The sequence below is a fragment of the Streptomyces sp. NBC_01429 genome (assembly GCF_036231945.1).
Classification (GTDB): Bacteria; Actinomycetota; Actinomycetes; order Streptomycetales; family Streptomycetaceae; genus Streptomyces.
This window is the reverse complement of record NZ_CP109599.1, coordinates 1,406,025-1,420,344: the sequence shown is the minus strand read 5'-3', so window position 1 is coordinate 1,420,344 and position 14,320 is coordinate 1,406,025. Positions and strand designations below refer to the sequence as shown.

Here is a 14,320-nt window from a genome sequence, read left to right as displayed (position 1 = left end):
GTAGGTGCCGTACTCGCGACCACGGCACATCAAGCCACCGAGCAAGGGAACGAGAGTCACCGATGCCCACGAATGAACTCTTCCTGCGGGATGTCATCGACATCAAGGAAGACGTCCACGCCGGCGATTTCAAGGTGGAACTCTCCGGAGGCTTCTCGGAGTCGGCCGCCCGCGTCGGTGAGTACGTGGTCACCGACCAGTTGAAGCAGGCGTTCGGCTCGGCGCTCGGGATCGTACGGGCGGCCGTACGGAGCGGGAATTCGCACGCGGTGTATCTGCACGGTTCGTTCGGTTCCGGTAAGAGCCACTTCCTGACCGTGCTGCACGCGATCCTCAACAACGACCCCGCCGCCCGCGCCAAGCCCCGGCTCCAGGAAGTGATCGCCGAGCACGACGTGTGGCTGAAGGGCAAGCGGTTCCTGATGGTGCCGTACCACCTGGTCGGCTCCACCGATCTGGACTCGGCGCTGCTCGGCGGGTACGTGGCCACCGTACGCAGGCTCCACCCCACCGCTCCGACCCCGCCCGTCTACCGGGCCGACGCGATGCTCGCGGACGCGCGCAAGCTGCGGTCGAACATCGGGGACGACGCGTTCGTGAAGCTGTTGCCGGCGCAGGCCGGGGCGGCGGAGGGGGACGACGGTGATCTCGATGTGATCGGCAGCGTGGGCGGAAGCTGGACGGCCGCCGAACTGGACCGCGCCTTTGCCGCCCAGGCCGGGGACGCCCAGCGGGACCGGCTCGTGTCCGCCCTGCTGTCCGGGCCGATGGCGTCGTACGCGGACGGTGCCCGAGGCGATCACAAGGCGTTCCTGCCGCTGGAGAACGGGCTCGCGGTGATGAGCCGGCATGCCAAGTCGCTCGGGTACGAGGGGCTGATTCTCTTCCTGGACGAGCTGATCCTCTGGCTCCAGGCACACATGTCGCACCGCGAGAAGGTGAACACGGAGGTCAGCAAGCTCGTCAAGCTGATCGAGTCGGGTGACGGCGCCCGGCCGCTGCCGATCGTGTCGTTCATCTCCCGGCAGCGGGACCTGTCCCAGCTCGTCGGAGCCGATGTCGTCGGCGCCGATGTGAAGAACCTGGAGTATCAGGTCGAATATCTCGCCGGGCGCTTCGACGTGGTGAGCCTGGAGGACCGCAACCTTCCGGAGATCATCAAGAAGCGGGTCCTCGAACCGAAGGACACCCGGGCCAAGGCAGCGCTCGATGAGGCGTTCGCGACGATCGAGTCGACGAACGCCCAGGTCAAGGACGTGCTGCTGGATGCCAATGGTGCTACCCGGGCGGACTGGCGCGACTTCCGTGACGTATATCCGCTGTCGCCCGCGCTCCTGAACGTACTGGTGGCGCTGTCGGGCGCGCTCCAGCGGGAGCGGACCGGTCTGAAGCTGGTCCAGCAGATGCTCGAACGGTCCAAGGACTTCCCGCTGGGGCAGCTGATTCCGCTCGGCGATCTGTGGGACGTGCTCCAGCGCGGCAAGGGCGAGGCGTTCACCGACCGGCTGCGCAGCGAGGCCGAGGCGGCGGACCGCTTCCACCTCAAGGTGAAGGCGCATCTGCTGGAGAAGTACGGCTCGGAGGAGAACGAGAAGTTCATCGCCGACGAGCGGTTCGTCAAGACGCTGCTGCTGGCGGCGCTCGCGCCCGACGTATCGGCGCTGAAGCGGCTGACCGGTGCCCGTATCGCCGCTCTGAACCACGGATCCATCCGGTCCCGTACGGTCGCGCCGGGTTCGATGGTGGTGGGCAGGCTGCGGGAGCTGCAGGCCCGGTTCGGCGAGATCCGCTCGGACGGCCAGCAGGATCCGGTGTTCACGCTGCACCTGTCCGACCTGGACATCGAACCGCTGCTGGACATGGTGGCCGACGAGGACCGGATCGGGGCCCGCCGGATCTGGGTCAAGGACCAGCTGTGGAAGGCGCTCGGGCTGCGGGACACCGGCGCGTTCGTCTGTGAGCACGAGGTCATCTGGAAGGGCACCCGGCGCACCGCCGAGTTCGTCTTCGAGAATGTGCGGGACCCCGCGCAGCTCTCCCCGGAGCAGTTCCGGCCCGGGATGGAAGGGCGCGTCAGGTTTGTCCTGGACTACCCCTTTGATGACGGAAAGCATTTTCCCTCCGATGCCCTGAGCCGGGTCGAGGAGTTGCGCCGTGACGGGTTCACGGGGCCGGCGCTCGTCTGGCTGCCGTCGTATCTGTCCGAGCAGAAGAAGACGGAGCTGGGCCGGCTCATCAAGATCAATTACCTGCTGGAGCGGGACCGGCTCGACGACTACGCCGTCCACCTCAGCTCGGAGGACCGGGTCCGCGTCCGCCACCAGCTCTCCGCCCAGCGGGACAATCTGAACTCGCAGCTCGCCGTCGTCCTCGGCCAGGTGTACGGCATCTCCAAGGCCGACGAGGGCAGCGTGTCGATCGAGGTGCAGGGCGGGGTGCATGTCCACTCGCTGCTCCCCGAGTACGGCAGGCCCCAGCTCCAGGGGGCCAAGCCGTTCCGGGACAACATGCTGCACCTGTCCGACGGCATGTTCGACGCGCTCTACCCGGAGCATCCGAATCTCGACGTGCTCGGCGAGCGCAAGCCGGTCAGTCTCCAGGAGCTGAAGACCGTGCTGACCTGGATCAGCCGGGCCATGGACGTGGGGGACCGGCGGGTCGCCGTCGACAGCCACCAGCTGAAGACCGTCAAGAGGATCGCCGAACCGCTGGAACTCGGCCATGTCCACGACGGGCCGCTCGTACTGCGCAACGACTGGCGGGCCAGAATCAACCGCGCCGCCCAGCAGCACAAGCCGGGCGAGGAGAACCTGTCGGTCGAGGACATCCGCACCTGGATCGCCCAGGATCTCGGCTGGACCGGACTCGACAAGAACGTCAGCAGTCTGATCATCGCCACCTACGCCCTGCTCGACGACCGGGCCTGGGTCTACTACGGCAGCCCTGTCTCGCAGGTGCCCGAGCTGGAACGGATGGGCGCGGGTTACGCGCTGCGCGCCCAGCAACTGCCGAGCGAGGAGGAGTACGCCACCGCGCGCGAGCGGGCGGCGAAGATCTTCGGACTCTCGGTCGAGCCGACGCTGTTCGCGAGGAACGTCACCAAGCTCTATACCGGCGTACGGGAGAAGACGGACGCGTTCGAACGGCCCGTCAACGCCCTGCGCACCTCGCTGAACCGGCGCGCCGGCGAACTGGGCATCGCCCGGGACTCCGGCACACGGATGTCGTCCTCGCGGGACGCCGCCGACCTCCTGGCCCGTCTCATGCGGCACCACAACGCGACGGCGCTGGTCCAGGAGCTGGCCGCCGTGGCGTACGACACCACCGACGACGTACTGGCGACGGCGATCACTTCGGCACCCGATGTGCTCACGGCGCTCGACGACGCGGACTGGAAGCTGCTGGAGAGCGTGCGCGGCTTCGCCGGGCGCCAGGACGGCGTGGGGGAGCGCGCGGACCGGCTGCTGGAGGAGATCACCACGGCCGCCTCGCACAGTGAGTTCGAGCGCTCGCTGATTCCCGTGCTGGATTCCATCAGGAACCGGTCGGTGGCACTGATCCAGGAGGCGGCGCGGCTCGTACAGGTGGCGGAGCCGCCGGCGCCCGCTGTCCCGGAGCCGACGGCGGACGACGTGTCGCTGACCCGGCACGGCGACCCGGCTGTGCCCTCTCTCCCCACCCCCACCGATCCGACCGTGTCCCCGGTGGCTCCTGGACCGTCCGTGTCCACGTCGTCGGCGCCGAAGTCCGGTTCCATCCGCGTCGACCCCAGCCACCTGGAGCCCAGCCACCTGGAGAACGTGCTCAGCCGGGCGATCGACGAGCTGTGGGACGAGATCCTCGCGTACTCCTCCGCCCACCCCGGCATGGCGGTGGAGATCAGCTGGCAGGAGGTGCCGGCGGGCGGGACCGCCGCCGGTGGTGCCACCGGTACGGGCCTGGCCGCGTCCGAAGGAGACACGGCCTGATGACAGCCCGGCCACTCGTCGACCGGAAGATCATCGAGGCGCTGCTCGGCACCGAGATGGGCAAGACCGAGGACCGGCGGCTGCTGCTGGTGAACGCCCGTTACGAGGAAGCGGCGCCCCGGGAGTTCACGGCGCGGATCGGCGGCAGGGCACGGCAGGTGCGCGTCATCGACGAGGATTCCGTGCTCGGCATCGTCGACGCGTGGCAGCGTCACCGCGCGGAGCCCGGATCGGACCGGCTGCTGGTCGTCGCGAGCGGGGTGTCGGTGAATCAGCTCGGCTGGGACCTGCGGGCGTACGCCGTGGGGCGGCGCAGCCTCACCGTCGACCGGGCCGAGATCGTCAAGCAGCTGTTCGGCGCCGCCGAGCTGGACGCGCGTATGTACCGCGAGACCTGGCTGCTCGACGCACTGCTCGACGCGGAGCCCGGCGACGGCTGGCCGCGCGGGGAGGCACTCCTCACCCGGGACACCGCCGTACGGTCGCTGGTCCGGGTGCGGCTCGGGCTGGGGCCCGGGGGCCCGGGCGACCCACTGGACCTGGACGTCAGTGTGCTGCTGGCCTGGTCCCGCACGATCGGTGGCCCTGCCCGGTTCGCGGAGCTGGCGGCGGCGGAACGCGCGGGCATCACCGGCTGGCTCACCGAAATCGTCGGGGCGGCGGCTCCCGCCCTGCTGGCGCTGGTCGCCGACGGGCGCGGCCAGGACGCCATGGCACTCGGCGTGCTCGGGGCGGCGCTCAGCGCGCCCGGCGCGCCCGCGGGAGCGAGCTTCGCGCTGGGTGGCCTCTTCGGAGGTTCGGCATTCCGCGCGCACCAGGATCTCCAGCCCTTCGCCGACGCGGTGACCGGCACACTGGCCCGCTGGATCGCGGAGGCCGAGAGCCACACCGTTCAAGGAGCGGAAGCAGGACAGCGCGTCCACGCCGTGCTGGAGCGCGCCGACCGGCTCGCCGAAGAGACAGACCTCCTGCGAGTGCTGCGAACCGACTCGCTGCTCCCCTCGGGCTTCAGAGCCCGGCTGCGCGATCTGGCCGCGGCCCTCGACGACTCGTCGCGGGCCGCCGAGGCGGCACTCGGCCAGGTGGTCCTCCACCAGCTCGCGAGTCTGCATCCGGAGAGCTGCGACTCCGCGCGCATGGCCGTGCGGCTGCTGCGCTGGCTGGACGAGCCCCTGCCCCCGGTGGAGTCGGTCGCGCGGGCCGTCGGCGACCAGGTCGGCCAGTGGGGGTGGGTCGACCGGGCCCTCACGGTTCTGTCGTCGGGCGACCCGATAGGCGATCCGGTGGTGGGACAGGCGTACTACCGGCTCATCGGAACCGTACGCGAGCGGCGCGCTTCCCTGGACGGGCAGTTCGCCCGCCGCCTCGCGGCCTGGACGACAACGGCTTCGCAGCTCGCGCCCGGTGGCGCGCTGCTCATCGAGGACGTGCTGGCCCGGCTGGTCGTGCCGCTCGCCGCGCAGGCGCCGCCTCTTGTGCTCGTACTGGACGGGATGAGCGCGGCGGTCGCGGCACAGCTCGGTGACGAGATCGATCGCAAGGTATGGACCGAAGTGGTGCCCGCGCCCACCGCCGGTGTTGGCGCGCACCGTGCGGCAGCGGTGTCGATGCTGCCGTCGGTCACCACCATCAGCCGGGCCTCGTTGCTGACCGGGGAGGCGAAGAGCGGCGGGCAGAACGTCGAGACCGCCGGGTTCGCGGCCTTCTGGCAGCGGCACCGGCGTACCGGAAGGCTGTTCCACAAAGGGCGGATCGGCGGCGCCGAGGGGCACCGGCTCGCGCCCGCCCTCCTGGAGGAGCTGGCCGGTGACGGCGTCGTCGGCGTCGTACTGAACACCATCGACGACGCACTCGACCATGGCCAGGAGGGCGCGCGCACCACATGGCGGCTGCGGGACGTCAGCCACCTGCTGGATCTGCTCAACGCGGCGCGCGGGTACGGCAGACCGGTGGTCCTCGTCGCCGACCATGGGCATGTACTGGACCGCTCGACGCCGGACGACGGGCCCGACCGGGGAACCGAGCAGGGGCCGAACCGTGGGCCGGTGAAGGTGCGCGGCGCCGGGTCGGCCCGCTGGCGTACGCAGTCGGAGGGGACCGGACGGGACGGCGTCGCCGGTGACGGCGAGGTCGAGCTGAGCGGGCCGCGCGTTCTGGCGGGCGGGGGCACGGTCGTGGCGCCCTGGCGCGAGGACATCCGCTACACGCCACGCCGGGCCGGATACCACGGGGGAGCATCCCTGGCCGAGGTGACGGTGCCGGTCCTCGTCTTCGTACCCGCTCAGGAACTGCTGCCCGAAGGATGGGTCGTCCTGCCCAGCGAACGGACGGTTCCCGGCTGGTGGCAGGGCCGCCAGGAGCGTACGGAGACCTCCGCCTCCGCTGCTTCCTCTGCTTCCGAGGCGAGGACGGAGTCCGGTGGCAGGCAGCCGCGGCCCGCCAGGCGGGTTCCGCGACAGGAGGGCGAGGGCCTGTTCGGCACCGGGGATCTGACGCCCGTACCGGCAGGGGCAACGGCTCCGGCGCCGGCCTCCGCCGTGGCGACCGAAGGACAGCGGGTGGTCGCCTCGGCGCGCTACAAGGCCCAGAAGTCCTTTGTCCGCCGTCCGCCGGAGGGGAAAGTGGTCGCCGCGGTCATCGACGCGCTCGCCGCGGCGAGCGGCAGACTCACCCCCGACGCGGTGGCCGCGGTGGCCACGGATGTCGGAGGGCGGTCGCAGCGGAACGCGGAGGTGTTCGTCACGGTGCTGCAGCGGCTCCTCAACGTCGAGGGCTACGCGGTGATCAACCTGATCGACGCCGGACGGACCGTCGAGCTGAATGTGCCGCTCCTCAAGGAGCAGTTCGGAACGGAGCAGCCATGACGGAACCGACCGGGGCGAGCGCGGCGCGCCGCCGCGAGGTGATCGACGCGCTGCGGCGTGGAACCGTACCGCAGGCCGGGCTTGATCTGTTCGCCGTCGGCCTGGACCGGTTCGCCGCGGCTCTCGACGATGATCTCGCGACGGCCGCACGCGGTGGAGCGGCCTTCCACGCCGTCCGGGGGGAGTACGGCTCCGGCAAGACCTTCTTCGCCCGGTGGCTCGCCGAACGGGCCAAGCGGGCCGGGCTCGCCACCACCGAGGTGCAGATCTCCGAGACGGAAACACCCCTGCACCGGCTGGAGACCGTCTACCGCCGGCTCACGGAACGGCTGGCCACCGGAACCCACCGGCCCAGCGCCCTGCGGGCCGTGATCGACACCTGGTTCTACACGTTGGAGGAGGAGATCCTCGACGCGGGCGAGGTGGCGGACGACGACGAAAAGGCCCTCGCGGAAGCCGTCGACGCGCTGATGGAACAGCGGCTCGCGGAAGTCGCCCGGACCACCCCCGCATTCGCCGCCGCCCTGCGCGGCTACCGTCTGGCGCGAGCCGCGGGGGACAACGCGACAGCGGATGCCCTTATCGCCTGGATCGGCGGCCAGAAGTCCGTATCGGCCGCCGCCCGGCGCACGGCAGGTGTCCGCGGTGACCTCGACCATTTCGGCGCGCTCGGATTTCTCCAGGGGCTGCTCACGGTGCTCCGCGACTGCGGACACCCCGGGCTGCTCGTCGTCCTCGACGAAATCGAGACGCTGCAGCGGGTGCGCGGAGACGTCCGCGAGAAGGGCCTCAACGCCCTGCGTCAGCTGCTGGACGAGATCGACGCGGGCCGCTTCCCCGGCCTCTTCCTCGTGATCACCGGCACCCCCGCCTTCTACGACGGACAGCAGGGCGCGCAACGGCTGCCGCCGCTCGCCCAGCGGCTCGCCACCGACTTCACCACCGACCCCCGGTTCGATTCACCGAGGGCGGTACAGCTGAGGCTGACCGGCTTCGATCTGGAATCGCTCGGCGAACTCGGCCGGAACGTAAGGGATTTGTACGGCCATTCGGCCAGGGAGCCGGCGCGGATCGCCGCGCGGGTGGACGACGCGTATATCGACGAACTGGCCGCGGCGGTGACCGGCGGCCTCGGTGGCAAGGTCGGGGTGGCACCGCGGCTCTTCCTGCGGAAGCTGGTCGCCGATGTACTGGACCGGGTTGACGAGTTCGACACGTTCGAACCTCGACGGCACTACGCGCTGACCGTGTCCGCCGCCGAGCTGACGGAAGTCGAACGCAACGCGGCGGCATCCGCCGGTGTCCCCGGAGGGGCCGCCGGCCCCGATGACATCGCGCTGGACCTGCCGTGACCGAGGCGGAGGCCGGGGCGGACAAGAGACTGGGGGCCGACGCGCTCGACTCCGTACTCGTCCATCACCTCGTCAACACCCTGGGATGGCCGGGGCTCCGGCCCCTTCAGGAACAGGCAGTCGCACCGCTGCTGTCGGGAGAGGACACGGTACTGCTCGCCCCCACCGCCGGCGGCAAGACCGAGGCGGCCGTCTTCCCGCTGCTGTCCCGCATGGCGGCGGAGCGCTGGACCGGCACCTCGGTGCTGTATGTGTGTCCGCTGAAGGCGCTGCTCAACAATCTGCTGCCGCGGCTGGAGACCTACACCGCGTGGATGGGGCGGACAGCGGCGCTGTGGCACGGTGATGTCACCACCGGGCGGCGCCGCAGGATTCTGGCCGACCGGCCCGATGTCCTGCTCACCACGCCGGAGTCGCTGGAAGCGATGCTGGTCAGCGCCAACGTCGACCATCGTGTGTTCTTCGCGGGGCTGCGCGCGATCGTCGTCGACGAGGTGCACGCGTTCGCCGGGGACGACCGCGGCTGGCACCTTCTCGCCGTACTGGAACGGCTGCAGAAGACCGTAGGGCGCCCGGTGCAGCGCGTCGGCCTCTCCGCGACCGTGGGGAACCCCGCCGAACTGCTGCACTGGCTCCAGGGTTCGGCGGCAGGCCGACGGCCGGCCCGCGTCGTAGCACCGCATCTCGACGCGGCGGCCCCCGTGTCCGCCGCGGGCCCGCCTCCGGGCGACGTCCAGCTCGACCATGTCGGATCCGTCGCCAACGCCGCCACCGTCATCGCGGCTCTGCACGCGGGCGAGAAACGGCTCGTCTTCTGCGAGTCACGGCGGCTGGTCGAAGAACTGGGCGAGAAGCTCCGACTCAAAGGAGTGACCACCTTCCTTTCGCATGCCTCCCTGTCGGTGGACGAACGGCGGCGGGCGGAGCAGGCGTTCGGGGAGGCGCGCGACTGCGTGATCGTCTCCACGAGCACGCTGGAACTCGGGATCGACGTGGGTGACCTGGACCGGGTGATCCAGCTCGACGCGCCCGCCACGGTCGCCTCGTTCCTGCAACGCCTGGGCAGGACCGGCCGCCGGGCAGGCAGCGTACGGAACTGTCTCTTTCTCGCGCTGAGCGAAGAGGGCCTGCTCGCCGCCGCGGCGTTGCTCCTGCGATGGTCCCGGGGCTGGGTGGAACCGGTCGTCGCGCCGCCCGAACCACGCCATATCGTCGCGCAGCAGCTCCTTGCTCTCTGCCTCCAGGAGCACCGGGTCGGCGAGGAGCTGTGGCACGAGTGGTGGAACGGCTTCGGGCCCTTCGGCGCGTCGGCGCAGCCGGTCGTACGCCACTTGGTGGACGAGGGATACCTGGACCGGGACGGCGGCATGCTGTTCATCGGTCCCGAGGCGGAACGCCGCTTCGGGCAGCGGCACTTCATGAACCTCACCGCGGTGTTCACGGCGCCCCCGCAGTTCACTGTTCTGCACGGCCGTACGGAGATCGGCAGAACCGATCCCGAACTGCTGACCGAAGAGATCGAGGGCCCGCGAAAACTGCTTCTGGGCGGGCGCAGCTGGCTCGTGACGTACATCGACTGGCACCGCAAACGCTGCTTCGTGGAGCCGGTCGACAGCGGCGGCAAGGCCAAGTGGAGCGGATTCGGCTTTGCCCGCGTCACGTCGTTCGAACTGGCACGTGCCACGCGGGAAGTGCTGCTCGGGGCCGACCCGGAGGTGCACCTCACCAAACGCGCGGTGGCGGCGCTCCAGGAGGCCAGGGAACACTTTCCGGAGTACGTCCACCCGGGCGGCACCCTTGTCACCCGCGGACCCGGTGGCTACCTCCGTTGGTGGACCTGGGCGGGACACCGTGCCAACGCCACTCTCGCCGCGACCCTCGGCACCGTCGCCGCGCCCGCTCAGCGGGTCAACGACTGCTGGATCCGGCTGCGCGAGGACGTGAGCCAGCAGGAATGGCAGCAGACCCGGTCCGACGCACCCGATCATCTGTGCCTCCCCGACATCGACGAACGGGCCGTGAAGGGACTCAAGTTCGCGGAGGCTCTGCCGCCGCGCCTGGCCCGCGCCACGCTCGCTGTCCGGTTCGCCGATCCGGAAGGAGCACGGAAGGTACTGGACGAACCGGTCAGGTTTGTGAGCGGGACAGGCTGAGAAGCCCGGCCCGGTCACGAACCTGACGACCTGGTGCCCGACAGTGAGCGGGCTCCGCTCAGCCCCGGAGCTGTTCGTACGCGGGGAGCGTCAGGAAGTCCGCGTAGTCGTCGTCCAGCGCGACTGTCAGCAGCAGGTCGTGGGCCTGCTGCCAGCGGCCGGCGGCGAAGGCTTCCTCGCCGAGTTCGGCGCGGAGGGCGGTGAGTTCCTCGGCGGCCAGCCGGCGGGCGAGGTCGGGGGTGACCCGTACGTCGGGGCCTTCGGGGGAGGGGAATTCGACGCCCGCGTTGATCCACTGCCAGATCTGGGAGCGGGAGATCTCGGCCGTGGCCGCGTCCTCCATCAGGTTGAAGATGGCGACCGCGCCCATGCCCCGGAGCCATGCCTCGATGTAACGGATGCCGACCTGCACGGCGTTGCGCAGGCCCTCGTACGTGGGGCGGGCGTCCAGGGAGTCGATGGCGGTGAGGTCGCCGGCGGCGACGGAGACGTCCTCGCGCAGCCGGTCCTTCTGGTTCGGGCGGTCGCCCAGGACCGCGTCGAAGGAGGCCATCGCGACGGGGACGAGGCCCGGGTGGGCGACCCACGATCCGTCGAAGCCGTCGGCCGCCTCGCGGTCCTTGTCCGCCCTGACCTTCTCGAAGGCGACCTTGTTGACCTCCGCGTCGTGCCGGGAGGGGATGAAGGCGGCCATGCCGCCGATGGCGTGCGCGCCGCGCTTGTGGCAGGTGCGGACGAGGAGTTCGGTGTAGGCGCGCATGAACGGCGCTGTCATCGTCACCGCGTTGCGGTCCGGCAGGACGAACTTGGAGCCGCCGTCGCGGAAGTTCTTCACGATGGAGAAGAGATAGTCCCAGCGGCCCGCGTTGAGCCCGGAGGCGTGGTCGCGCAGCTCGTAGAGGATCTCCTCCATCTCGTACGCGGCGGTGATCGTCTCGATGAGCACCGTCGCCCGGACGGTCCCCTGAGGGATGCCCACGTACTCCTGGGCGAAGACGAAGACGTCGTTCCAGAGGCGCGCCTCCAGGTGCGACTCCGTCTTCGGGAGGTAGAAGTACGGGCCCTTGCCCAGCTCGATCAGCCGCTGGGCGTTGTGGAAGAAGTACAGCCCGAAGTCGACCAGCGCGCCGGGGATCCGCTCGCCGTCCAGCTGAAGATGGCGCTCCGCCAGGTGCCAGCCGCGCGGGCGCATCACGACGGTCGCCAGCTCGTCGGCGGCCTTGAGCGCGTACGACTTGCCGGAGCCCGGGTCGGTGAAGTCGATACGGCGGCGGTAGGCGTCCCGCAGGTTCAGCTGGCCGCCGATCACGTTCTGCCAGGTGGGAGCCGAGGCGTCCTCGAAGTCCGCGAGCCAGATCCGCGCTCCCGAGTTCAGCGCGTTGATCGTCATCTTGCGGTCGGTGGGGCCGGTGATCTCCACGCGGCGGTCCGCCAGCGCGGCCGGTGCCGGCGCGACGCGCCAGCTGTCGTCCTCGCGTACGGCGGCGGTCTCCGGCAGGAAGTCCAGGCTGGAGGTGCGGGCGATCTCGGCGCGCCGCTCGGTGCGGCGGGCGAGCAGCTCGTCACGGCGGGGGGTGAACCGCCGGTGCAGCTCAGCGACGAAGGTGAGGGCGGCGTCGGTGAGTACCTCGTCCTGCCGGGGCAGAGGCTCGGCGTCGACGATCGCCAGCGGGGAGGGCGCTGCTGCGGACATGAGCTGTCACTCCTTCAGGGACGCTTCTGACTCGTGGAGAATAGTTTTCTCATGGTGGAAGTTCAATGGTTTGTTGAAGAGGGTGGTTCCGGCGCCGGTGCGAGGCGCCACAGATCCTCCTCGGTGTCGATGTCGTAGGCGCTCGCGACATCCCCGCACTCCACCGCGACGATCTCGCTCCCGTGCGCCTTCAGGTAGACACGTGCCCCCCGGTCGCCCCGCGCATCCGCCGCCACCCCCGCCCAGTGCTCGCTGCCGAGCAGCACCGGATGGCCGCGCCTTCCCCCGTACGACGCCGTCGCGAGCGAACGCGGGTCGCGGTACGCGGCCACCATCCGGGCCACCGCCGCCGCGCCGATGCCCGGCTGGTCCACCAGGAGCACCAGCGCCGCCGCCGCGCCCGTACCGGCCAGGGAGTCCAGCCCGGCCCGCAGTGAGGTGCCCATTCCCTCCTGCCATCTCGGGTTGCCGACCAGGACGCAGCCGGCCAGTCCGGACGGTCCGGGCGGTCCGGTCGGCGCGGGCAGTCCTGCCGGTCCTGCCGGTCCGGGCTGTCCTGCCCGTTCCGCCAGGTCGCGTACCTCCCGCTCCGCCGCGCCCAGCACCACGTGCACCGGAGCGCAGCCCCCTTCGCGCAGGGCGCGCGCCGCGTGCTCGACCAGGGGGCGGCCCCGGTGCGTCAGCAGCGCTTTCGGTCTGCCGCCCAGCCGCCGCCCTCCACCCGCCGCGAGCAGCAGCCCGGCCACGGGCGGAGCGGACGGTCCGGGGGCGTGAGCGGCTGGTTCGCCGTGGGCGTCTGTCACGGGTGCGGCTGCCATGCGCCCTGCATACCATCCGCGCGCCGCGCGCCTCCTGTGCCGCCGGTTGCGCGGAGTGGCGCGTACGGCACGCGATGGCGTTAACTTGCGCGCGAACCTTGGCGCTTGACCACCGTCCAGGGGGGAATCGGTATAGCGGCACGGAGCCGTGCCCGGGTACATCGGTGTGCCCGGGGCGAGGGGCGAGGGGGAGAGCTGTGTTGCGGAGCGTGGGGCAGCCGTCGGTGACGGAGCGGGGCGAGGATCCGAGAATCGTGGGGCTGGGTGTGGCGGTGGCCCAGCTCCGGCGCGAACTGGCCGGGTATCAGGCGGAGTTCCGGGACCGGGCGATCGCCGAGGACGAGCTGGCGGCCCTCGCCGCGATGGTGGCGGGCGGTGCGCCCGAGACCGCCAGGATGCGCCGCTCGCTGCTGCTGATCGTGGGCTCGATCGGGTCGGTCAGCGCGCTGCGGAAGCCGCTGATGGACGTACGCAACGCCGTCGACCTGTTCGGCGACACCCCGCGTCCGCCCCGCTGAGGCCCCGCTGAGGTCCCGGTCCCGCTGAGGTCCTGGTCCGGCTGAGGTCCCGGTCCGGCCGAGGCCCGGCCGGGGCCCGGGCCTCTCGGCCCGCCGGTCGCGCGTCAGCCGGCCGTCGTCGCGCTGGTCAGAGCCACGGAGAGATCCCGCGCCACCTCCTGGAGCACCGGGACGATCCGCTCCGTGGCCTCCTCCGTCACCCGGCCCGCCGGGCCCGAGATGGAGATGGCCGCGGCCGTCGGGGAGTCCGGGACGCTGACGGCCAGGCAGCGGACGCCGATCTCCTGCTCGTTGTCGTCGATCGCGTACCCGGCCCGGCGCACCAGCTCCAGGGCGTCGAGAAACCCGTCGGGCGTCGTGATCGTCTTCTCGGTGGCGGCCGGCATCCCGGTACGGGCCAGCAGCGCGCGCACCTCCTCCGGCGGGAGGTGCGCGAGCAGCGCCTTGCCCACCCCCGTGGAGTGCGGCAGCACCCGGCGGCCCACCTCGGTGAACATCCGCATCGAGTGCTTGGACGGGACCTGTGCGACGTAGACGACCTCGTCGCCGTCGAGCAGCGCCATGTTCGCGGTCTCGCCGGTCTCCTCGACCAGCCGCGCCAGATACGGCCTGGCCCAGGTGCCCAGCAGCCGTGACGCCGACTCGCCGAGCCGGATCAGCCTCGGCCCGAGCGCGTACCGCCGGTTGGCCTGCTGGCGCACGTACCCGCAGACGACCAGGGTGCGCATCAGCCGGTGGATGGTCGGCAGCGGCAGCCCGCTGCTGGCCGACAGCTCGCTCAGCCCTACCTCGCCGCCCGCGTCCGCCATCCTTTCGAGCAGGTCGAAGGCACGCTCAAGAGACTGGACGCCACCGCCGGCGGCGGATTTGGCGGAGTCGGTGGTGCTGGCGCTGGACGACGGCACGGCAACGGTCCTTTCGGGACGGGCGAAGCGGACGCGGCGGGCGGGGGAG

Annotated in this window: 8 protein-coding genes; 5 read left to right on the top strand and 3 right to left on the bottom strand. The window is 71.0% G+C overall.

The window, feature by feature from the left end:
• The first annotated feature begins 62 nt into the window (after positions 1-62).
• From OG627_RS05860 to OG627_RS05845, 4 genes are read left to right on the top strand one after another with little or no spacing between them, the layout of a single operon-like run.
• Positions 63-3,968 (top strand): PglY protein, encoded by a 3,906-nt coding sequence (locus tag OG627_RS05860; RefSeq protein WP_329062112.1) that lies wholly within the window; start codon positions 63-65, stop codon positions 3,966-3,968.
• The gene (pglZ, locus tag OG627_RS05855) at positions 3,968-6,832 is read left to right on the top strand and encodes a BREX-2 system phosphatase PglZ (RefSeq protein ID WP_329062110.1); all 2,865 of its coding nucleotides are present in this window, start codon (positions 3,968-3,970) and stop codon (positions 6,830-6,832) included. The genes OG627_RS05860 and pglZ overlap by 1 nt, the downstream gene beginning before the upstream one ends.
• Positions 6,829-8,184, top strand: a complete 1,356-nt coding sequence (brxD, locus tag OG627_RS05850) for a BREX system ATP-binding protein BrxD (protein ID WP_329062109.1) — start codon at positions 6,829-6,831, stop codon at positions 8,182-8,184. Before pglZ ends, brxD begins: the two co-directional genes overlap by 4 nt.
• Positions 8,181-10,337 carry a DEAD/DEAH box helicase gene (locus tag OG627_RS05845; protein WP_329062107.1) on the top strand — a complete coding sequence of 719 codons (2,157 nt, stop codon included), beginning with the start codon at positions 8,181-8,183 and terminating at the stop codon, positions 10,335-10,337. Before brxD ends, OG627_RS05845 begins: the two co-directional genes overlap by 4 nt.
• A 58-nt stretch (positions 10,338-10,395) precedes the next feature.
• On the opposite strand, the gene aceB is transcribed toward OG627_RS05845, so the two are convergent.
• Positions 10,396-12,030 carry a malate synthase A gene (aceB, locus tag OG627_RS05840; RefSeq protein WP_329062105.1) on the bottom strand — a complete coding sequence of 545 codons (1,635 nt, stop codon included), beginning with the start codon at positions 12,028-12,030 and terminating at the stop codon, positions 10,396-10,398.
• A gap of 62 nt (positions 12,031-12,092) precedes the next feature.
• A complete protein-coding gene (locus tag OG627_RS05835; RefSeq protein ID WP_329062103.1) occupies positions 12,093-12,848 on the bottom strand; it encodes a nucleotidyltransferase family protein in 756 nt (251 codons plus the stop codon).
• A 197-nt stretch (positions 12,849-13,045) separates the two neighbouring features.
• Here OG627_RS05835 and OG627_RS05830 point away from each other — a divergent pair, with 197 nt between their 5' ends.
• On the top strand, positions 13,046-13,366 hold the full coding sequence (locus tag OG627_RS05830; RefSeq protein WP_329062101.1) for a DUF5955 family protein: 321 nt from the start codon (positions 13,046-13,048) through the stop codon (positions 13,364-13,366).
• A 104-nt stretch (positions 13,367-13,470) separates the two neighbouring features.
• Here the strand turns inward: OG627_RS05830 and OG627_RS05825 are convergent, their stop codons facing one another.
• On the bottom strand, positions 13,471-14,271 hold the full coding sequence (locus OG627_RS05825; RefSeq protein ID WP_329062099.1) for an IclR family transcriptional regulator: 801 nt from the start codon (positions 14,269-14,271) through the stop codon (positions 13,471-13,473).
• Positions 14,272-14,320: the final 49 nt, after the last annotated feature.

Bases quoted from the DNA above. Each gene is read 5' to 3' on its own strand.
- pglZ (WP_329062110.1), top strand. From the start codon at position 3,968: ATGACAGCCCGGCCACTCGTCGACCGGAAGATCATCGAGGCGCTGCTC.
- brxD (WP_329062109.1), top strand. From the start codon at position 6,829: ATGACGGAACCGACCGGGGCGAGCGCGGCGCGCCGCCGCGAGGTGATC.
- OG627_RS05860 (WP_329062112.1), top strand. From the start codon at position 63: ATGCCCACGAATGAACTCTTCCTGCGGGATGTCATCGACATCAAGGAA.
- aceB (WP_329062105.1), bottom strand. From the start codon at position 12,030: ATGTCCGCAGCAGCGCCCTCCCCGCTGGCGATCGTCGACGCCGAGCCT.
- OG627_RS05835 (WP_329062103.1), bottom strand. From the start codon at position 12,848: ATGGCAGCCGCACCCGTGACAGACGCCCACGGCGAACCAGCCGCTCAC.